Source organism: Allobosea sp. GW823-FHT01F03 (assembly GCF_058798075.1).
Genome location: NZ_CM179505.1, coordinates 5,044,750 through 5,063,514 on the forward strand (window position 1 = coordinate 5,044,750; position 18,765 = coordinate 5,063,514).

The 18,765-nt window shown below is 68.5% G+C and carries 19 protein-coding genes; 8 read left to right on the forward strand and 11 right to left on the reverse strand.

Annotation, left to right across the window (positions count from 1 at the left end; genetic code table 11):
- The first annotated feature begins 167 nt into the window (after positions 1-167).
- The 3 genes from AC3RCC_RS24115 to AC3RCC_RS24125 all read left to right on the forward strand — a co-directional run bounded on the left by AC3RCC_RS24115 (position 168) and on the right by AC3RCC_RS24125 (position 2,447).
- On the forward strand, positions 168-596 hold the full coding sequence (locus AC3RCC_RS24115; RefSeq protein WP_291639797.1) for a DUF805 domain-containing protein: 429 nt from the start codon (positions 168-170) through the stop codon (positions 594-596).
- Positions 593-1,792, forward strand: a complete 1,200-nt coding sequence (gene dapE / locus AC3RCC_RS24120; protein WP_492256846.1) for a succinyl-diaminopimelate desuccinylase — start codon at positions 593-595, stop codon at positions 1,790-1,792. The genes AC3RCC_RS24115 and dapE overlap by 4 nt, the downstream gene beginning before the upstream one ends.
- Positions 1,793-1,859: 67 nt before the next feature.
- Complete coding sequence (locus AC3RCC_RS24125) at positions 1,860-2,447, forward strand: hypothetical protein (RefSeq protein WP_291641257.1); 588 nt, start codon at positions 1,860-1,862, stop codon at positions 2,445-2,447.
- 30 nt (positions 2,448-2,477) lie between these two features.
- On the opposite strand, the gene truA is transcribed toward AC3RCC_RS24125, so the two are convergent.
- The 3 genes from truA to def all read right to left on the reverse strand — a co-directional run bounded on the left by truA (position 2,478) and on the right by def (position 4,836).
- Entirely contained in the window at positions 2,478-3,215 is a 738-nt protein-coding gene (truA, locus tag AC3RCC_RS24130; RefSeq protein WP_291641259.1) for a tRNA pseudouridine(38-40) synthase TruA, read from the reverse strand.
- Positions 3,216-3,219: 4 nt separating this feature from the next.
- Positions 3,220-4,149 carry a methionyl-tRNA formyltransferase gene (fmt, locus tag AC3RCC_RS24135; protein WP_492256847.1) on the reverse strand — a complete coding sequence of 310 codons (930 nt, stop codon included), beginning with the start codon at positions 4,147-4,149 and terminating at the stop codon, positions 3,220-3,222.
- Positions 4,150-4,302: 153 nt separating this feature from the next.
- Positions 4,303-4,836 (reverse strand): peptide deformylase, encoded by a 534-nt coding sequence (gene def / locus AC3RCC_RS24140; RefSeq protein ID WP_291641263.1) that lies wholly within the window; start codon positions 4,834-4,836, stop codon positions 4,303-4,305.
- A 105-nt stretch (positions 4,837-4,941) separates the two neighbouring features.
- Between def and AC3RCC_RS24145 the strand changes: the two genes are divergently transcribed.
- Entirely contained in the window at positions 4,942-6,126 is a 1,185-nt protein-coding gene (locus tag AC3RCC_RS24145; RefSeq protein ID WP_492256848.1) for a DNA recombination protein RmuC, read from the forward strand.
- A gap of 78 nt (positions 6,127-6,204) precedes the next feature.
- Positions 6,205-7,446 carry an MFS transporter gene (locus AC3RCC_RS24150; protein ID WP_492256849.1) on the forward strand — a complete coding sequence of 414 codons (1,242 nt, stop codon included), beginning with the start codon at positions 6,205-6,207 and terminating at the stop codon, positions 7,444-7,446.
- A 9-nt stretch (positions 7,447-7,455) separates the two neighbouring features.
- Here the strand turns inward: AC3RCC_RS24150 and AC3RCC_RS24155 are convergent, their stop codons facing one another.
- From AC3RCC_RS24155 to AC3RCC_RS24175, 5 genes are all read right to left on the reverse strand, one after another.
- Entirely contained in the window at positions 7,456-7,965 is a 510-nt protein-coding gene (locus tag AC3RCC_RS24155; RefSeq protein ID WP_492256850.1) for an OsmC family protein, read from the reverse strand.
- A 95-nt stretch (positions 7,966-8,060) separates the two neighbouring features.
- Positions 8,061-8,786: an ATP-binding cassette domain-containing protein gene (locus AC3RCC_RS24160; protein ID WP_492256851.1), complete on the reverse strand. Its 726-nt coding sequence runs from the start codon at positions 8,784-8,786 to the stop codon at positions 8,061-8,063.
- A 173-nt stretch (positions 8,787-8,959) separates the two neighbouring features.
- Entirely contained in the window at positions 8,960-9,742 is a 783-nt protein-coding gene (locus AC3RCC_RS24165; RefSeq protein WP_492256852.1) for an ABC transporter ATP-binding protein, read from the reverse strand.
- Positions 9,743-9,752: 10 nt separating this feature from the next.
- Positions 9,753-10,583 (reverse strand): ABC transporter permease, encoded by an 831-nt coding sequence (locus AC3RCC_RS24170; protein ID WP_492256853.1) that lies wholly within the window; start codon positions 10,581-10,583, stop codon positions 9,753-9,755.
- Between the two features lie 19 nt (positions 10,584-10,602).
- Positions 10,603-11,577 (reverse strand): aliphatic sulfonate ABC transporter substrate-binding protein, encoded by a 975-nt coding sequence (locus tag AC3RCC_RS24175; protein WP_492256854.1) that lies wholly within the window; start codon positions 11,575-11,577, stop codon positions 10,603-10,605.
- 322 nt (positions 11,578-11,899) lie between these two features.
- Between AC3RCC_RS24175 and AC3RCC_RS24180 the strand changes: the two genes are divergently transcribed.
- The gene (locus AC3RCC_RS24180; protein ID WP_465247195.1) at positions 11,900-14,656 is read left to right on the forward strand and encodes a [protein-PII] uridylyltransferase; all 2,757 of its coding nucleotides are present in this window, start codon (positions 11,900-11,902) and stop codon (positions 14,654-14,656) included.
- 91 nt (positions 14,657-14,747) lie between these two features.
- Positions 14,748-15,356: a nucleotide exchange factor GrpE gene (gene grpE, locus AC3RCC_RS24185; RefSeq protein WP_452116901.1), complete on the forward strand. Its 609-nt coding sequence runs from the start codon at positions 14,748-14,750 to the stop codon at positions 15,354-15,356.
- Positions 15,357-15,426: 70 nt separating this feature from the next.
- On the opposite strand, the gene AC3RCC_RS24190 is transcribed toward grpE, so the two are convergent.
- From AC3RCC_RS24190 to AC3RCC_RS24200, 3 genes are all read right to left on the reverse strand, one after another.
- Positions 15,427-16,050, reverse strand: a complete 624-nt coding sequence (locus AC3RCC_RS24190; protein ID WP_492256855.1) for an alpha-ketoglutarate-dependent dioxygenase AlkB family protein — start codon at positions 16,048-16,050, stop codon at positions 15,427-15,429.
- 164 nt (positions 16,051-16,214) lie between these two features.
- Positions 16,215-17,021, reverse strand: a complete 807-nt coding sequence (gene dapB, locus AC3RCC_RS24195) for a 4-hydroxy-tetrahydrodipicolinate reductase (protein ID WP_452116963.1) — start codon at positions 17,019-17,021, stop codon at positions 16,215-16,217.
- Positions 17,022-17,162: 141 nt separating this feature from the next.
- A complete protein-coding gene (locus tag AC3RCC_RS24200) occupies positions 17,163-18,152 on the reverse strand; it encodes a TIM44-like domain-containing protein (RefSeq protein WP_492256856.1) in 990 nt (329 codons plus the stop codon).
- Positions 18,153-18,335: 183 nt separating this feature from the next.
- On the opposite strand from AC3RCC_RS24200, the gene AC3RCC_RS24205 reads away from it, so the two are divergent.
- Positions 18,336-18,659 carry a hypothetical protein gene (locus AC3RCC_RS24205; RefSeq protein ID WP_492256857.1) on the forward strand — a complete coding sequence of 108 codons (324 nt, stop codon included), beginning with the start codon at positions 18,336-18,338 and terminating at the stop codon, positions 18,657-18,659.
- The last annotated feature ends 106 nt before the right edge of the window (positions 18,660-18,765 follow it).

Genomic DNA, 18,765 nt, shown 5'->3' on the forward strand with positions numbered 1-18,765 from the left:
ACTGGCCGCTCACCGTCCAGGCGGGCGGCCCTTGCCAGCTAGCGAGCCGACCGGCGCCAGACAAGCCTTTTCTCGCTGCAACTGTCCGGAGAAAATTAACCCTTCATTCACCATATCTTTCATTTCGCGGCCAAGACGTGCCAAGGTTGGTGATCGGAGCCCAACTCATGTCCGTCATCCGCCTGTTCACCGATCTCGATGGCCGCATCGGCCTGCGCCAGTTCTGGCTCGGCAGCATCGCGCTGGCGCTCTGCCTGCTCTTGGTGCAATGGGCGGCGCCGCGCCTGGTCGAGATGCCGATGGCGATGAGCATCATCGCCTTCACCAAGGCTTTCGCGCTGTTCCCCTGGGCGGCCCTGGCCGCCAAGCGCGCCACCGACCGCGGCGGCTCGGCGCAATTCGGCATCTTTCTCGTCTGCGCCATCGTGCTGCCGGCCGAATTGCAGCCGCATCTCGGCTATGCTTGGCGTCCCTCGCTCGATGCGATCTCGACCATCGCCTGGCTGATCGCGCTGGTCGATCTCGGCCTTCTGCCGGGCGCCAGGCCCGATCGGCAGCTTGCAGCACAGAGGGCTGCTGCTAAACCGGCGTCATGAGCCAGAACAGCACCGCCCCCGCCTTCGACGCCGCCGATCCCGTAGCCCTGACCCAGGCGCTGATACGCTGCCCCTCGGTGACGCCTGCCGAAGGCGGCGCGCTCGCCTTGCTCGACGCCGTGCTGACGGCCGAGGGTTTCACGGTCGACCGGCCGGTGTTCTCGGCGCCCGGCATGCCGGATGTCGAGAATCTCTATGCCCGGATCGGTGCTGACGGACCGGTCCTCGTCATCGCCGGACATACCGACGTCGTGCCGCCCGGGGACCTCGCCGCCTGGACGCGTGATCCTTTCGCGGCAACGATCGTCGACGGCGTCCTCTATGGCCGCGGCGCCTGCGACATGAAGGGTGGCCTCGCTGCGATGGTGGCGGCGGCGATCCGCTATCGCCGCGAGAATCCGCAGTCGCACGGATCGGTCGCCTTCCTCATCACCGGCGACGAGGAAGGCCCGGCCGTCAACGGCACGGTCAAGCTGCTGGAATGGGCGAAGGCGCGCGGCGAGCGCTTCGACCATTGCCTGCTCGGCGAGCCGACCAATCCGGCGAACATGAGCGACATGATCAAGATCGGCCGGCGCGGCTCGCTGACCGGGAAGCTGACTGTCGCCGGCGTGCAGGGCCATGTCGGCTATCCGCATCTGGCGCAGAACCCGATCCGCGGCATGGTCCGCCTGCTCGCCGGGCTCGATGCGAGCCCGCTCGACGCCGGCACGGAGCATTTCGACCCGAGCAATCTCGAGGTGACGACGCTCGATGTCGGCAACCCCGCATCGAACGTAATCCCGGCGCAAGCCAAGGCGGTGTTCAACATCCGCTTCAACGATCTCTGGACGCCCGAGACGCTCGCCGCCGAGATCGAGCGCCGGCTGCGCGAGGCAGCCGGCAACACCGCGCGCTACGAGATCACCTTCGAGCCGACCAACGCGGTCGCCTTCCTGACCAAGCCCGGCCCCTTCGTCGCCATGGTCGCCGACGCGGTCGAGGCCGAGACCGGCAAGCGCCCGGCGCTCTCGACGACGGGCGGCACCTCGGATGCGCGCTTCATCAAGAATTACTGCCCGGTCGTCGAATACGGCGTCGTCGGGCAGACCATGCACCAGATCGACGAACGCGTCGCCCTCGCCGATCTCGCGGCCCTGGAGCGGATCACCCATCGCCTGCTGAGCGCCTATTTCGCCGCAGCACCCACGGCTTGACGGAACCTTCCCGGCTCGACATGCTTTAGACGAAAGTCTAATGCCGTCGAACCCGGAGGGTCTGGCCATGAGGCTTGCTGCCGACGATGTGACGCGCTCGCTGCGGGCCTCATGGCGCCTGCTCTCGGCCGACGCCAAGGCCCTGCCCGATCTCGACCTTTCCCGCGACGGATTCTGGCGCTCCTATCTGGCGCTGGTCCTGACGGTTCCGGCGATCATCCCGGTGCTGGCGGCCGAGCGGGTGCTGGCCGGCCTGCCGAACACCGGCCGCCTCTTCGACGCCCCTCTCCTGCTCGCCTCGGTGATCGCAGCCCAGCTTCTGGCCGTCATCACCGTGCCGGCTCTTCTCGTGCTGCTCGTGCCGGGGCTGCGGCAATCCCCGCGCTTCACCGGCTTCATCATCGCCTGGAACTGGGCGAGCATTCTGTCAGCCGGGCTGATCGCGGTACCGGCAGCGGTCTTCGCGCTCGGCTGGTCGCATGGCGGCATCGCGGTGATCCAGGCCCTCGCCTTCGGCACGATCATCCTGCGGCTGCGCTATTGCGTGGCGCGCGCCACGTTCGGTGCCGAAGCCCGTATTGCCGGGGCGATCGCCTGCGCGAGCCTGCTCGCCGATTACGCGATCATCAGGACTTTCGGACTCGCCGGGTTCTGAACCTCAAGCCTCGGGCCGCGGAAGCGCGGATCAGTAGTCGACACCGTCGAGATAAAGCCCGCAGGGCGGGGCGAGCGCCGCGCATTGCGAACGGTCGCGCGCCGCCAGCACCTTGCCGACCTTGTTCTCGGGCCAGCGCCCCATGCCGACCATCTTCAGGCAACCGACCATGGAGCGGACCTGATGGTGCAGGAAGGAGCGGGCATGGGCGTAGACCACGATCTCGGCGCCCTCGCGCCGGCAATCGAGCCGGTCGAGCGTGCGCAGCGGGCTGTTGGCCTGGCATTCGGCGGCGCGGAAGGTGGTGAAGTCGTGATGGCCGAGCAGGGCCTTGGCGGCGCGGTCCATCGCCTCGTGATCGAGCCGGACCGGAACATGCCAGACGCGGCCGGCATCGAGCGCGGGCTGCGCCCGGCGGTCGAGGATACGATAGATGTAATAGCGGCGCTTCGCCGAGATACGGGCGTCGAAGCTGTCCGGCACCGCCTCGGCGCTCAGCACCGCCACCGGCAGGCGCTTCAGCCTGGCATTGCTGGCGTCGCGCACGACATCGGTGCGCCATTCGCGCTCGAGTTCGACATGGGCGACCTGATGGGTGGCATGGACGCCGGCATCGGTGCGCCCGGCACAATGCAGCCGCACGGGGTGGCCGCAAAAGGCCTCGACGGCCTCCTCGACGCTCTGCTGCACGGAGGGGCCGTTGAGCTGGCGCTGCCAGCCCGAGAACGGACCGCCATCATATTCGATGACGAGCTTGTAACGCGGCATCGCGCTAGAGCTTCGCACCGGCGCTGAGCCGGGCGCCGCGCAGGAACTCGCCGCCGCTCATCGGCGCACGCCCGGCGCGCTGGACCTGGAGCAGCTTCACCGCCCCGACCTTGCAAGCGACAGTGCCCTCGTCATCGAGCAGGGTGCCCGGCTCGGCGGCGCCGCCGGCGCGTGCCGTGCGCAGCAGCTTGAGCCGCTCCGGGCCCTTGCCGAGATCGACCTCGACGAAGGCGCCGGGAAAGGGCGAGAGACCGCGCACGAGATCGTGCACCTGCTGCGCCGGCCTGGTCCAGCTCAGCCGCGCCTCCTCATTGCCGATCTTGCTGGCATAGGTGACGCCTTCCTGCGCCTGCGACGTGAAGCGCAAGCCCCCACGGCCGAGCGCCGCCAGGGCCCTGACCATCAGGTCGGCGCCGAGCACGGAAAGCCGGTCATGCATGTCGCCGGCGGTGGCGTCGCTGTCGATGGCCAGGCGCTCGACCATGCCGACCGGGCCGGTATCGAGCCCCTCCTCCATCTTCATCACGCAGACGCCGGTCTCGGCGTCGCCGGCCATGATCGCGCGCTGGATCGGGGCGGCGCCGCGCCAGCGCGGCAGCAGCGAGGCGTGCAGGTTGAGGCAGCCAAGCTCGGGAACCTCGAGGATGGCCTTGGGCAGGATCAGGCCATAGGCGACGACGACCGCGACATCGGCCTGGTGCGAGGCCATGATCTCGGCCGCCTCGGCGCTCCTCAGCGTCTTCGGCGTGAAGACCGGGATGCCGAAGCGCTCGGCGGTGCGCTGCACCGGCGACGGCTTCAATTCCATGCCGCGCCCGGCCGGGGCCGGCGCGCGCGTATAGACGGAAACGACCTCATGGCCCTGGCCGATGATCTCGGTCAGGGTGGGCACGGCGAAGTCCGGCGTGCCCATGAAGATGACGCGCAAGCTCATACGCGGAATTTACCCCAAACGCGCCCGGCATTCCGGGCGTAGCGAAGCGAAGACCCGGAAGCCATCGAAGGTCTCCGGCATTCTACGATGGATTCCGGAGCGGGGCCGCTCACGCGGCTCGTCCGGAATGACGGTGTGTTTCGTCGCCCTGGCCTAGGCCGCGCTCTCGCGACGGGCGGCCTTGGCGAAGCGCTTGGTGACGCGCTCGCGCTTCAGGCGCGACAGATGGTCGATGAAGAGAATGCCGTTGAGGTGGTCGATCTCATGCTGGAGACAGGTGGCGAGGATGCCGTCGGCCTCGATCTCCTGCGTCGCGCCGTCGAGATTCATGTAGCGCACCTTGACGCGGGCCGGCCGCTCGACCTCCTCGTAATATTCGGGGATCGACAGGCAACCCTCCTCGTAGACGTTCATCTCTTCCGAGTTCCAGATGACCTCGGGATTGATGAAGACCATCGGCGCCTTCGGCGTCTCCTCGTCCTCCTCGCTCTTCTTCGAGACATCGATGGTGACGAGGCGGACCGGCTCGCCGATCTGGATGGCGGCAAGGCCGATGCCGGGCGCGTCATACATCGTCTCGAGCATGTCGTCGGCGAGCTTGCGGATATCGGGCGTGACCGAAGCGACGGGTGCCGAGACCAGCCTGAGCTGGCTGTCGGGCAGGATGACGAGGGGGCGAATGGCCATGGGGCGCTCTGGAGCAGGAATAATGAAGGTTCTCGCGACATAAGCACTTGTGCGGGAGCGGTCAAACTGTTCCGCTTTTGTTCGAATTGATATAGGATCGCCGGCATGAACCAGACCGCTTTCCTCCTGCTCGAACGCCCCGTCAGCTGGGGCGAGGCCGCTTTCGGCTTCGCCGGGCTCGTCCTGCTGCTCCTGTCGCTGGCGCTGCTCTCGTCCTGGCGCAGCGGGAGGCGGCACGCAGCGGAGGCCGGCGCAGCCGCCGAACGCGCCCGCGAGATGGACGACAAGGTCGCCGAGATGAACCGGATGCAGGCCGAATTGACCGGGCGCATGCAGACCATGGCCGAGATCCTCTCGACCCGGCAGGGCGACCTCGCCCGACTCGTCGCCGACCGGATCGACGGACTGCGCCAGCAGGTCGGCAGCGGGCTCGAACAGAATGTCCGCCAGACCACCGAGCATCTCGGCAAGCTGCAGGAGCGGCTCGCGGTGATCGACAGCGCCCAGAAGAACCTGACCGAGCTGACCGGCGAGGTGGTGACGCTGAAGGAGGTGCTCGCGAACAAGCAGGCGCGCGGCGCCTATGGCCAGGGCCGGATGGAAGCGATCATCCGCGACGGGCTGCCGGCCGCGTTCTTCTCGTTCCAGCCGACGCTGTCCAACGGCCGGCGGCCGGACTGCCTGGTGACCCTGCCGGGAGACGGGCGTGGCCTCGTCATCGACGCCAAATTCCCGCTGGAGAGCTTCACGCAACTGCGCGCGGCGCGCGGCGAGCAGGAGAAGAAGGCCGCGGCGGCGCGGGTGCGCGGCGATGTCGGCCAGCACATCAAGGACATTGCCGAGCGCTATTTCCTGCCCGGCGAGACGCAGGACATGGCGCTGCTGTTCGTGCCCTCGGAGGCGCTCCATGCCGATCTGCACGAGCATTTCGACGATCTGATCCAGAAGGCGCACCGGGCCAGGGTTATGATCGTCTCGCCCTCGCTACTGGCGCTGGCGATCCAGCTGATGCAGTCGCTCATCCGGGACGCCCGCATGCGCGAAGAGGCGCAGGTGATCCAGTCCGAGGTCGGCAAACTGCTCGACGACGTCCGTCGCCTCGGCGAGCGGGTCGACAAGCTCGATACGCATTTCCGTCAGGCGCAGGAGGATGTCGGCCTGATCAAGACCTCGGCCGGCAAGGTCACCGGCCGGGCCGAGAAAATCGGCGCATTGGAGTTCGACGACGGCCCTGGCAGTCAGCCGAGCCTGCCCTTCGTGCGGGAAACCCGGCTCAAAGCGGCAGAATAAACCCGCACCGCCATCTGAAGATCACATTCCCGCGTAGTCCTGCGCAGCCCGCCCCCGCTGCTCAGGAGATCGCCCGGCGTGCTCGTCCAGATCGGAACCCTCATTGCCGCAACCAGCGTCGTCCAACTCGCCAATGGCTTCTTCAACACCTTCCTGTCGCTGCGGCTGACGACTGAGAGTTTCGGCCCGACACTCACCGGCATCGTGCTCAGCGCCTATTTCATCGGCTTCTCGGCCGGCGCCGTCGGCAGTGGCCGCATCATCCAGCGCATCGGACATATCCGCGCCTATGCCGCCTTCGCCGGCATGGTCGTCGTCGGCACGGCCGGAATGGCGATCTTCGTCTCGCCGCTCGGCTGGATCCTGTGCCGGATGGCGATCGGCATCGGCTGCGTCGGCCTGTTCATCACCACGGAGAGCTGGCTCAACGCCAAGGCTCCGCCGGACCAACGCGGCCGGATCTTCTCGATCTACATGGTCGGCACCTTCCTGGCGCTGGCGGCCGGGCAATTGCTGATCGGCTCGTTGCCGATTGCCTCTATGACGCCGTTCTTCATCATCATCGCGCTGTTCGCGCTGGCGCTGATGATGGTCAGCGCGACGCGCGCGGAGGCACCTGCGCTCCCGGCGGAGGCTTCACTGCCCTATGGCGAGCTGACCCGGCAGGCGCCGGTCTCGGTGCTCGGCTGCGTCGTATCGGGGATCGTCACCAGCGCCTTCTACGCACTGGTGCCCGCCTGGATGGCACGCAACGAAATTCCCCAGGAGACAATCGCGCTGTTCATGCTGGTCGCGGTGCTCGGCGGCTTCGCCTTCCAGGTCCCGGTCGGCAAGGTTTCGGACCACGGCGACCGGCGGGTCGTACTCGCCGGGCTCGCGATCGGCTTTTCGGCCGCGGCCCTCCTGATCCAGCTCGTGCCGCCGAGGCTCGCCTTCGTGCTGCCGGTCGCGGCCCTGCTCGGCGGCTTCATGTCGACGCTCTATCCGGTCAGCGTCGCCCATGCGCTCGACCGCATGCCCCAGGACCGGGTCGTGGCGGTGAGCGGCCGGCTGATCCTGGTCAGCGGCATCGGCTCGGCACTGGGGCCGATCCTCGGCGCCCAGGTGATGGGCCAGCTCGACATCAACGGACTGCTCTATTTCATGGCTGCCGCGACGGTCGCGCTCGCCGCGGTCGCCGGCCTGCGTATCAGGCACCGCGCGCCGCCGGAGCAGATGGCGGAGCGGCCTTTCGCCATCATCGACCCGCTGGCGGCGCCGATCTCGCAGGAGCCGGAAGCGACGGACGCGGACGGAACGCCGCGTCCGCTGCCCGCCTGAGCCGGCGGCTCAGGCGGTCTGCAATGTCGCCGACAGCTCCGGCTTGACGTTCAGCGTCTGGAAGACGACGCAATAGCGCTCGGTCAGCTTGAGCAGGCTGTCGAGCTTCTCCTGCGGGGCGTCGGTCTCGACGTCGAAGAACAGGCGGATCGCCTTGAAACCCACGGCGGCGTCCCTGGCGACGCCGAGAGTGCCGCGGAAGTCGAGATCGCCCTCGGCGCGGACGATGCCCTTCTTCAGCTCGATCTCGAGCGCGGTCGCGACCGCCTTCAGCGTGACGCCGGCACAGGCGACCAGCGCCTCCAGCAGCATGTCGCCGGAGCAGAGCTCGGCGCCTGTGCCGCCAGTCGCCGGGTGCAGGCCGGCGAGCGCGATGGCGCGGCCGGTCTCGACCTTGCAGGCGATGTGCTGGTCGTCGAGCTCGCCCTTGGCCTTGAGGGTGATCACGGCCGCGTCGGGGGCTTCGCGATACTTGTCCTTGAGCGGGGCCTGGAGGGCGCGAAGCGCGGTGACGTCCATGATGACTTGTCCTCGTTCGAAACGGATACCGGCAGGATTTACCGCATCGGACAGGAAAGTGGATGCGGTTTTCGGCAGGGTCTCTGGCTGCCGCGTCAGGCGGCGGCTTCCGCCTGCTCCGGCAGCGCGGCACCGCGTTCCTTTTCGAGCGAGTGGCGCAGTTCGCGCCGCAGGGCGACGAAGCCGACAGAACGGGGATCGCGCGGATACGGCAGGAGATTGTCGAGCCGGAAGGCGAGCGGACCAGGCGCCTGCGGCAGGACCAGAATCCGATCGGCGAGACGGACGGCCTCCTCGACGGAGCCCGTGGCGATCGCGACCGCCGGGCGACCCTGCCGACAGAGGTCCGCGAGAGGCTCGGCGAGGCGCTCCCGCGCCTCGTCGTCCAGCGCAGCGAAGGGCGCATCGACCAGCAGCAGCTTCGGACGCAGCAGCGACAGCCGGGCGATCGCCAGCCCCTGCAATTCGGCCGGCGAGAGCGCGCCCGGGCGACGATCCGCCAACCCGCCGAGGCCGGCCCGGACCAGAGCGTTGGCGATCAGCCCCTCGCGGGCGAAGGGTGTCGTGCCGGCGAGGCCGAATGCGAGGTTCTCGGCAAGGTTCAGCCAGGGAAAGAAGCCGGGCCGGGCAGCGAGCAGCCCCAGTTCGGCTGTCGGCACCGGATCGGCTTCGGCATCGAGGCCGGCCAGAGCGCGCAGCAGAGCGCTACGACCTTCAGCCTGCCCGCCGAGCAAGGCGACGACCTGCCCCGGCGCCGGGCGCAGCGCAGCCGCGTCGAAACCGGCGGCGAAGAGCTTTGACTCATTGGATTTGGCTGACATGGCGCGTTTCCTTCCCAAGCAAGGCGGAGGGAAAGCGCGCGACGGCCACGGCCGTCATCTCGTCTCCCACGCTTTAGCGGCATTTATTTCGCGCCCGCAAGCTGAGGCTCAAATCGGCGCGTATTCTTTATTACGGCCTCACTGTCCGTTTTGTCAAACACGCAAGCCTGACGTCACCACCACAGCCCGGCATTGGCCGCCGTCTTCTGCTGCCGGGGCTGGTCGTCGCGCAGCGAACGGTCGAGCGTGCGCAGCACCTCGCGCTTGGCGGCCTCGAAGGCGGGCGAGAGGTGGTCACGCGGCCGGGCCTGTGGGTTCTCGAGCTCGTCGAAGACGCCGCCCGGCCTCGGCTGCATCACCATGATCCGGTCGGCCAGCGTCACCGCCTCCTCGACATCATGGGTGACCATCACCACGGTCGGCCGGCTCTCCTGCCAGAGCGCCAGCAGATGCTCGTGCAGGCTGGCACGGGTTGTGGCGTCGAGCGCCGAGAAGGGCTCGTCCATCAGCAGGAGCTTGGGGCGGGTTATCAGGGCGCGTGCAATCGCGACGCGCTGCTGCTGGCCGCCGGAGAGCTCGCGCGGCCAGCGCTTGTCATACCCGCCGAGACCGACGCGCTCGAGCGCATGGCCGACGCGGTGCCGGCGCTCGGCGGATGCGAGCTCCGACAGGCCGAAGCCGACATTGTCGGCGACGCTGAGCCAGGGGAAGAGCCGCGGCTCCTGGAAGATCACCCCGACATCGGCGCGCGGTTCGGAGATCGCCTTGCCGTCCAGCACGATCCGGCCCTCGCTCGGCCGGTCGAGCCCGGCGACGAGGCGCAGCAAGGTGGTCTTGCCGCAACCGGAGCCACCGACGAGGGCGAGGATCTCGCCCGCCGCCACCTCGGCGGTGATGCCTGCGAGCGCCCTGGTGCCGTCGGCATAGGTCTTGGAGAGGTTGTCGAAGGTCAGCATCGCCACAGCCTCAGAGCTTGTCGCGGGCCGTGTCCTGCCAGCGCAGGAAGGGGCGTGCGAGCGCGACGAGCACGCCGTCGGCGAGCTTGCCGAGCACGGCGAAGGAAATGATGGCAGCGATGATGGTGGCGGGCCGGCCGAGTTGCTGGCCATCGACCAGGAGATAGCCTAGGCCTTCGCTCGCGCCCATGATCTCGGCGGCGACGACGAACATGAAGCCGAGGCCGAGGCCACCGCGCAAAGCCGTGAACCAGTCCGGCAGGATCGCCGGCAGCAGCACGCGCCGGACCATGGCGAGCCGGCCGAGGCGGAAGACGCGACCGACCTCGACGATCTTGCGGTCGATCGAGAGGATCGCGGCTGCGACGCCGAGATAGATCGGGAAGAAGACGCCGACCGCGATCAGCGCCACTTTCGAGGCCTCGAAAATGCCGAACCAGAGGATGAAGAGCGGCACCCAGGCGATCGAGGGAATGGCGCGCAGCGCCTGCAAGGTCGGATCGAGCAGTCCGCGCGCTACGGGCAGCGCCCCGGTCAGCGCGCCGAGCACCGTGCCGGCGAGGGCGCCGAGGCCGAAGCCGGCGAGGACGCGCCAGAGCGTCGCGGCGGCATGGGTGGCGAGCTCGCCGCTGGCGGCCAGCTCCCAGAGCGTCGCACCGACCACGCTCGGCGGCGGCATCAGCCGGCCATTGGCCAGGCCGGCCCTGACCAGCGCCTCCCAGATCACGGCGAGCACGACCGGCAGCACCAGCCCGGCGAGCCGCAGTTGCGCCCGGCCCGCCCGCTTCGCCGGGGCGGCCTCGGGCGCCGCTGCCGCCGTTCCGATCTCGATCGCGCTCATCGTCGCAGGATCACGCCGCTCAGTTGGTGGCGGCGAAGCGCCGGTCGAGCAGCGCGTCGACCGCCGCCTTCACATCCGTGCTCGCGGGCAGCACCCCGGCCTGCTGCAAAGCGAGGCCGGCGGCGAGGATGGTTTCGGCCTGGGCCGGCCCGATATTGCTGTGGGTCAGCTCGGTGCGGGTGAGCTGGCGCTCGATCACCGCATCGGAGAGCTTGGTCGCCTCGACCAGCGCCTTCCTGACCTCGGCCGGGTTGGCGAGGGCAATGGCGCGCGCCTCCTCATAGGCTTTCAGCACCTTGCGGACGAGTTCCGGGTTCTTTTCGGCGAACTCCTCGCGGACATTGAGCACGCCCCAGGTGTTGTCGGCCGCCTTGCGGTGGAAGAGCCTGGCGCCGCTCTCGATCTCGGCAGCCGCCATCAGCGGGTCGAGCCCCGCCCAGGCCTCGACATCGCCGCGCTCGAGCGCGAGGCGGCCATCGGCATGCTGGAGCAGGACGAGCTTGACGTCCTTTTCGGTCAGGCCGGCATCGGCGAGCGAGCGAACGAGGAAGATGTGCGGATCGGTGCCGCGGGTGACGGCAACGCGCTTGCCCTTGAGATCGGAAACCTTGGTGATCTCACTCTTGGCGCCGGTGACCAGCGCCGTCCATTCCGGCCGCGAATAGACATAGATCGACTTGATCGGATTGCCGTTGATCTTGCCGATCAGCGCGGCGGCGCCGGCGGTCGAGCCGAAATCGAGCGAGCCGGCATTGAGGAATTCGAGCGCCTTGTTGGAGCCGGCCGAGAAGACCCAGCGGACCTTGATGCCATCGGCCTCGAGCGCCTTCTCGAGGATGCCGCGCTCCTTCAGGACGAGGCCGACCGGATTGTAGGTCGCATAGTCGACGCGGATTTCCTTCGGCGCCTGGGCCAAAGCGGCGCCGGCTGCGATGGTGACAGCGGCAAGGCCGGCAAGCACGGCGCGGCGGTTCGGAAGCAAGGTCCGGATCATGGCGTTTCCCTTTCGTCACATGGCTGCGAAGGGATCGGAGGCCTTGCCGGGCCTCCCGCGCCCCACGCTTTAGCTGCACTTGTTTCGCGCCCGCAAGCTGGTGGCTCAAATCGGCGCGTATCCGGTTTTTAGGCTCACATGTTCTTTTTGTCAAACAACACTTTCAAAAATCGGCTTACCCATTATTCACATAAAATATTCGTTCAATAACGATTTCCGCCATGGCGCGCCGACGTGTTAGGGATCGCACCTGATCCTCCGCCGCGAAAGCGCCACCGTGCCGCCCATCGACGACAAGCCTGCCCCGAAACTGGCCGAGCTGATCGAGGACCCGGCCGCGGCCGTCGCCAGGCTGGCGCGGCAGACCCGTGGCGGCCCCGAGGCGCTCCGCGCCGTCCTCGTCCCCGCGCTGCGCGACGCGCTCGAGGAAGGCCGCGCCTCGGCCAAGGAACTGCTCGTCCGCACCCGCAACGGCCTCGCTTGCGCCAAGCGGCTCTCCGCCAGCATGGATGCCGTGGTCTGCAGCCTGCATGCCGCGGCGACCCGGCATTTCTACCCGGTGCAGAACCCGTCCTCGGGCGAACGCATGGCGGTCGTCGCCGTCGGCGGCTATGGCCGCGGCACGCTGGCGCCGGGCTCGGATGTCGACCTGCTCTTCCTGTTCCCGGACAAGCAGACGGCCTGGGGCGAGAGCGTGGTCGAGGCAGTGCTCTATCCGCTCTGGGACCTGAAGCTGAAGATCGGTCATTCCGTCCGCTCGGTCGAGGACTGCATCCGCGAGGCGCGCGGCGACATGACGATCCGCACGGCATTGCTGGAATCGCGGCTGGTGGCCGGGGATGCGACGCTGTTCGCCGACATGCTGCGGCGCTACGGCGCGGAAGTGGTCGAGGGCACGGCTCCCGCCTTCACCGAGGCGAAGCTCGCCGAGCGCGAGACGCGGGTGATGCGGGCCGGCGCCTCGCGCTATCTGGTCGAGCCCAACGTCAAGGACGGCAAGGGCGGGCTGCGCGATCTCAACACCCTGTTCTGGATCGCGAAATACGCCTATCGCGTCGATAATTCGGCTGATCTCGTCGAGGCCGGCCTGTTCGACGCCCGCGAGCTCGCTATCTTCCAGCGCGCCGAGGAGTTCCTCTGGCGGGTGCGCTGCTGGATGCACTTCATCACCGGCCGGGCGGAAGAGCGCCTGTCCTTCGACCTGCAGCGCCAGGTAGCGGCGGCGATCGGCTATGCCGGCCGCAGCGGACTGGCGCCGGTCGAGCGCTTCATGAAAGCCTATTTCCTCACCGCCAAGGATGTCGGCGACCTCACCGCCATCGTCTGCGCCGCGCTCGAAGCGCGCCAGCAGAAGCCGCGCGCCAGCCTGACGCATCTGCTCGGCTCGCTGACCAAGCGCAAGCGCGTGCGCGCGCTCGGCCACCCGGATTTCACTCTGAAGGGCCAGCGCCTCGGCGTCGTCGACGACGACGCCTTCAAGCGCGACCCGGTCAACCTGCTGCGACTCTACGAGATCGCCAGCCGCGACGACCTCGCCATCCACCCGGCGACCAGCCGGCTGGTGACGCAGTCGCTCCGGCTGGTCACGGCGCAATTGCGCCATGACCGCGAGGCCAACCGCATCTTCGTCGAGATCCTGACCGCGCGGCGCTCGCCCGAGGCGGTGCTGCGGCGGATGAACGAATCCGGGCTGCTCGGCCGCTTCATCCCGGATTTCGGCCGCATCGTCGCGATGATGCAGTTCAACATGTATCATCACTACACGGTCGACGAGCACCTGATCCGCTCGATCGGCATCCTCGCCGAGATCGACGCCGGAGCGCTCGAGGCCGAGCATCCGCTCGCCAATGCGATCTTCCCCAGCATCGCCAACCGGCGCGCGCTCTATGTCGCGCTGTTCCTGCACGACATCGCCAAGGGGCGGCCCGAAGACCATTCGATCGCCGGTGCACGCATCGCCCGCAAGCTCTGCCGGCGCTTCGGCCTGACGGAAGCGCAGACCGAGACCGTGGTCTGGCTGATCGAGAACCATCTGGTGATGTCGACCGTCGCCCAGAGCCGCGACCTCGGCGACCCCAAGACGATCGAGAGCTTCGCAGCGACCGTGCAATCGCTGGAGCGGCTGAAGCTGCTGCTCGTGCTCACCGTCGCCGACATCAAGGCCGTCGGCCCCGGCGTCTGGAACGGCTGGAAGGGCCAGCTCCTGCGCACGCTCTATTACGAGACCGAGATGGTGCTCGCCGGCGGCCATTCGGCGATCGAGCGCAAGGCCAGGGTCGAGCTGAAGCAGGACGCACTCGCCGCAAGGCTCTCCGACTGGGAGCCGGCGGCGCGCGAGGCCTATCTCGCCCGGCACTACCCGGCCTATTGGCTCAAGGTCGAGCTCGACCGGCAAGAGCAGCATGCCCGCTTCCTGCACGCAGCCGAGGCGGCCGGCCGCACCACGGCGACGCGGGTCGAGACCGATCGCTTCCGTGGCGTCACCGAACTCACCATCCTGGCGCCGGACCATCCGCGCCTGCTCGCCATCGTCACCGGCGCCTGCGCCGCGGCGGGCGGCAACATCGTCGACGCCCAGATCTTCACCACCAGCGACGGTCTCGTGCTCGACACGATCTTCGTCTCGCGCGCCTTCGAGCGCGACGACGACGAATTGCGCCGGGCCGAGCGCATCGCGGCGGCGATCGAGCGCGCGCTCAAGGGCGAGATCAAGATCGCCGATCTGGTGGCGCAGCGCCGCGCCCCGCCGCCGCGCGGCCAGACCTTCCAGGTCGCGCCCGAAGTCGTCATCGACAACGTGCTCTCGACCCGCCACACGGTGATCGAAGTCTCGGGCCTCGACCGACCGGGCCTGCTCTACGACCTGACCACCGCGATCTCGAAGCTCAACCTCAACATCGCCTCGGCCCATATCGCCACCTTCGGCGAGAAGGCCGTCGACGTCTTCTACGTCACCGATCTGACGGGCGCGAAGATCACCACCACCGCGCGCCAGCTGATCATCCGCCAGGCGCTGCTCGCCGTCTTCAGCTTCGACCATGACAAGGCCACGAAGAGCAAAGCGATGGCCCGAACTTGATTTCGGTCGACCGAAATCCGATATCGGCCTCGAACAGAGGCGGGTGAAACCCCGCTCCTGAGAGTCTGCATGACCGGAGTTTGATGACGCGATGACGCAGAACCCTGCGATGGACGATCCCAAGCCCGAGACGGAAGCCCAGGTCGAGACCGAGGGCCAGGCGCCCGACGCGCTCGCCGCCGCCTTGGCCGAGCGTGACGACCTCAAGGACAAGCTGCTGCGCACGCTCGCCGAGATGGAGAATCTGCGCCGTCGCACCGAGCGCGAGATCGCCGATGCCAAGGCCTATGCCGTGACCAGCTTCGCCCGCGACATGCTGGGCTCGGCCGACAACCTCCGCCGCGCCATCGAGAGCGTGCCGACGACGGCCGAGGCCGCCGCCGACACCGCCTTGAAGGCCGTCGTCGAAGGCGTCGAACTGACCGAGCGCGAACTGCTCAAGACGCTGGAGCGCCATGGCGTGCGCCGCATCGAGCCGCAGGGCGAAAAATTCGACCCGAACCTGCACCAGGCGATGTTCGAGGCGCCTGACGAGAGCATCGCCAAGGGCCTGGTCTCGAAGGTGGTGCAGACCGGCTACAAGATCGGCGAACGCGTGCTGCGTCCGGCCCTGGTCGGCGTCTCCGCTGGCGGCGCGAAGCCTGCCGTGAACGAGACCCCTGCGGCGGAAGCCGGGGACAAGCCCGCCTCCGGCAACTGAACGACGGCGCGAGGGCGAGCGACAGCGCCGCCCTCGCCGGCATCGATCCTGCTGGCCAAGCCGTCGAGAATCAGACCAGCGGCCTTGTCACCCGGCGCAGGGTCAGATTGATCCGCCCAGCCTGCGGCAAAAGGCTCGACGAGCCCGCGAGGATGCGGTCGACGCCGTGATAGGCCAGCCTCGCCTCGCCGCCGAAGGCGAGCGCATCGCCCGAGGCCAGCTTCAGCGAGACGGTCTTTCCGCCGCGGACCGTGCCGCCGATTCGGAAGACCGCGGTGTCGCCGAGCGACAGGGACAGGACCGGAGCGGCGAAATCCTCCTCGTCGCGGTCCTGGTGCAGGCCCATCTTCGCCGTCGGCTCATAGAAATTGATCAGACAGGCCTGTGGCGGAAGCGGGTAGCCCGCGAGCTCCTCCCAGGCCTGCAGCAGCCGCAAAGGCATGGCCGGCCAAGGCGAACCGGTTTCGGGATGGTTGGGCTGGTAGCGATAGCCGCCCTCGTCCGAGACCCAGCCGAGCACGCCGCAATTCGTCATCCTGACCGAAAAGGGCTTGCCCGTCTTTGGCATGCGCGGGGTGAAGAACGGCGCCTGCCGCGCGACCTCGCGCAATTCGGCGACCAGCGCCGCCTGCTCACCTGCGTCGAGATAACCCGGCCAATGCGTGACGCCGGGGGCGACCGCGAGCGCGGTCATGGTGACGCCGGTTCCAGCTGGGTATCAGCCCTCATCCTGAGGAGCGCCGCAGGCGCGTCTCGAAGGATGGTCCAGCTGTCTCCGGAACCTCCTGAAGCATCCTTCGAGACGCCGCTTACGCGGCTCCTCAGGGTGAGGGCTGCGGAGGTTTGCAAGACGGACCTTCAGAACTTGTCGAGGCCGAGCACGTCGGCCATCGAATAGAGACCGGGCTTGCGGCCGCGGCCCCAGAGCGCCGCCCTGACCGCGCCCTGCGCGAACAGGCTGCGATCCTCGGCGACATGGGCGAGTTCGAGGCGCTCGCCGGCGCCGGCGAAGATCACCTTATGATCGCCGACCACGGTGCCGCCGCGCAGGGCGGCGAAGCCGATCGCGCCGGCCGGACGCGCCCCGACCTGACCGTCGCGCACGGCGACGCGGGCCTGAGCGAGGTCGACGCCGCGGCCTTCCGCCGCCGCCTCGCCGAGCAGCACCGCCGTGCCCGAGGGCGCATCGACCTTCATCCGGTGATGCATCTCGGCGATCTCGATGTCCCAGTCGGTGCCGAGCGTCGCCGCCACCTTGCGCACCAGCGCCGCCAGGAGATTGACGCCGAGGCTCATATTCCCCGAGCGGATGATCGCGGCGTGCCGGGCAGCCGCCTCGAGCCGGGCGAGATGGCCGGGCTCCAGCCCGGTGGTGCCGACGACATGGGTGATGCGGGCCTGGGCGGCGAGGCCGGCAAAGGCGACGCTGGCCTCTGGCGAGGTGAAATCGAGCACGCCCTCGGCCTCGACGAAGGCCGGCAGGGCATCATCGGTGACGAGGACGCCACCGGCGGGCAGCCCGGCCAGAACCGCTGCATCCTGACCGATCGCAGGCGAGCCCGGACGCTCGATCGCGGCGCTTAGCACGCAGCCCTGCGTCTCCGCGACCGCCTTGATCAGCGTGCGGCCCATCCGGCCGGCGGCGCCGACGACGACGAGGCGCATATCGCTCATGATGAAACGCTCCAGAAAAGCCAAGCCAGCGCCCGAACGGGCGACGCGAATGCCTATAAGCCGCTTCGGCGCCGGCCGAAACGAAAAACGGCCGGGCGAACCCGGCCGTTCCGATTGGAGGTGAAGCTGGCCTTACTCGGCCGGCTGGATCGCCGAGACCTGCCACTGGCCGCCGCGCGGACGCAGGAAGGTCCAGAGCTCGGTGACCTCGCGCGGGATCGTGGCGTGGCCCTCGACGACGCGGCCCCCCTCGCGCTCGACCAGCGCATTGAGCGAGCTGAAGCGCATGGCGACGGTGGCGTATTCGACGCCGGCCTCGCGCCAGGACTCGGCGAGGTCGCCCTGCAGCAGCTTGACGTCGGCGACACGGTCGACGAGGCCCTTGCTGGCGTTCTCGGCGATGTCCTCTGCGAAATAGCCGGCCATTTCAGGCGTAGCGAGCTGGCGCAGCGTGGCCAGATCCTCGTTCGAATAGGCGATCTGGACGTCGTTGAGCAGACGCTCGAAGCTGCCGTAGTCGGCTGGCGCGAGCTCGAACTCGACGGGCTTGGCCGCAGCGGTCGCCGCACCCATGCCACCCATCATGCCGCCCATGCGCTGGGCCGCCTGCGGCTGCTCCTGCTGCGGCTGATAGGGCGCGCGATCGAGCGGCGCGCCGGCCGCAGCGAACTGCTGCTGGGGCTGCGAGCGGCGACGGAAGAAGCGCAGCGCGAGCCAGATCAGGCCGCCGATCAGCGCCACCTGGAACAGCATGCCGAGCATGCCGGCAAGGCCGCCGAAGCCGGCGCCCGAAAGCAGACCAAACAGGCCGGCGCCGAGCAGACCAGCGCCGATGCCCATCATCATGTTGCGGGCGAAGGACGGCCGCGCCGCCTGGGCGGCGGCGGCAGCGCCGGGGGCGGCCGCCGAAGCGCTGGGCGCAGGGGTCGCGGTACGCTGCATCGGCGCAGCGCCGGTCGGCGCCGTCTGGGTCGGCGCTACCTGCTGCGTGGTGCGCGAGCCGCGGCTGCCAAAGCCTTTGCCGCCACCGGGGCGGGCCTCGGCCAGAACCGGAACGAGCATCAGCGCGCCAGCTACAAGAGCGACGGCCCGGCCACGCCGGGCAAGCGAAATCAAAGACATGGTCCCTCCCGGGGCCGGATTGGCCCTCTTCGCGCAAATATGGAGAGGTCGTACGACTTTCGCAAGGTGAGAGCCCCGCTCGAAAGCGCAGTTTCCGCGCGCCGCGACCGGTTTGGGCCGCGAGCGCGCCGTGCTATGCTTTCGGCTTCGTTACGCCTCGACAGCGAACGAAAGGAGCAGGCCATGATCCGGATCATTCGGAGGCTGCACCGTACCGGCGCGACGGCGTCACGCCTCGCCGCGCCTCTCGCGACATCGCTGCTGCTTTTGGCGCTCCAGGCCCAGTCCCCGCCGGCGTGGGCGCAGGAGCACGCCGAGGCGCTCGACCGGCCGAGGCTGGCGCAGGCGCCCGAGCCCTATTGTTTCTGCTGGAGCGACGGCAAGAAGATCGCCGAAGGCGCGACCGCCTGCATCCGCACCACCAAGGGGCGTCGCCTCGCCCTGTGCGGCCGGGTCATCAACATGATGTCCTGGGAAGTGAGCGAGAATCCCTGCCCCGAGAGCTGAGCACGCGTTTCCCGCTGGCGAGCGGGCCGAAAAAGGAAAAGCGCCGCCGGATCCTTCCGGCGACGCTTCCTAACCGTCTCAATGGTCTTCAGACTTCAGACTGACT

What these genes read in the sequence shown, in the direction of transcription:
- AC3RCC_RS24115 (WP_291639797.1), top strand. Translation starts at nt 168, where the DNA reads ATGTCCGTCATCCGCCTGTTCACCGATCTCGATGGCCGCATCGGCCTG.
- dapE (WP_492256846.1), top strand. Translation starts at nt 593, where the DNA reads ATGAGCCAGAACAGCACCGCCCCCGCCTTCGACGCCGCCGATCCCGTA.
- AC3RCC_RS24125 (WP_291641257.1), top strand. Translation starts at nt 1,860, where the DNA reads ATGAGGCTTGCTGCCGACGATGTGACGCGCTCGCTGCGGGCCTCATGG.
- truA (WP_291641259.1), bottom strand. Translation starts at nt 3,215, where the DNA reads ATGCCGCGTTACAAGCTCGTCATCGAATATGATGGCGGTCCGTTCTCG.
- fmt (WP_492256847.1), bottom strand. Translation starts at nt 4,149, where the DNA reads ATGAGCTTGCGCGTCATCTTCATGGGCACGCCGGACTTCGCCGTGCCC.
- def (WP_291641263.1), bottom strand. Translation starts at nt 4,836, where the DNA reads ATGGCCATTCGCCCCCTCGTCATCCTGCCCGACAGCCAGCTCAGGCTG.
- AC3RCC_RS24145 (WP_492256848.1), top strand. Translation starts at nt 4,942, where the DNA reads ATGAACCAGACCGCTTTCCTCCTGCTCGAACGCCCCGTCAGCTGGGGC.
- AC3RCC_RS24155 (WP_492256850.1), bottom strand. Translation starts at nt 7,965, where the DNA reads ATGGACGTCACCGCGCTTCGCGCCCTCCAGGCCCCGCTCAAGGACAAG.
- AC3RCC_RS24160 (WP_492256851.1), bottom strand. Translation starts at nt 8,786, where the DNA reads ATGTCAGCCAAATCCAATGAGTCAAAGCTCTTCGCCGCCGGTTTCGAC.
- AC3RCC_RS24165 (WP_492256852.1), bottom strand. Translation starts at nt 9,742, where the DNA reads ATGCTGACCTTCGACAACCTCTCCAAGACCTATGCCGACGGCACCAGG.
- AC3RCC_RS24170 (WP_492256853.1), bottom strand. Translation starts at nt 10,583, where the DNA reads ATGAGCGCGATCGAGATCGGAACGGCGGCAGCGGCGCCCGAGGCCGCC.
- AC3RCC_RS24175 (WP_492256854.1), bottom strand. Translation starts at nt 11,577, where the DNA reads ATGATCCGGACCTTGCTTCCGAACCGCCGCGCCGTGCTTGCCGGCCTT.
- grpE (WP_452116901.1), top strand. Translation starts at nt 14,748, where the DNA reads ATGACGCAGAACCCTGCGATGGACGATCCCAAGCCCGAGACGGAAGCC.
- AC3RCC_RS24190 (WP_492256855.1), bottom strand. Translation starts at nt 16,050, where the DNA reads ATGACCGCGCTCGCGGTCGCCCCCGGCGTCACGCATTGGCCGGGTTAT.
- dapB (WP_452116963.1), bottom strand. Translation starts at nt 17,021, where the DNA reads ATGCGCCTCGTCGTCGTCGGCGCCGCCGGCCGGATGGGCCGCACGCTG.
- AC3RCC_RS24200 (WP_492256856.1), bottom strand. Translation starts at nt 18,152, where the DNA reads ATGTCTTTGATTTCGCTTGCCCGGCGTGGCCGGGCCGTCGCTCTTGTA.
- AC3RCC_RS24205 (WP_492256857.1), top strand. Translation starts at nt 18,336, where the DNA reads ATGATCCGGATCATTCGGAGGCTGCACCGTACCGGCGCGACGGCGTCA.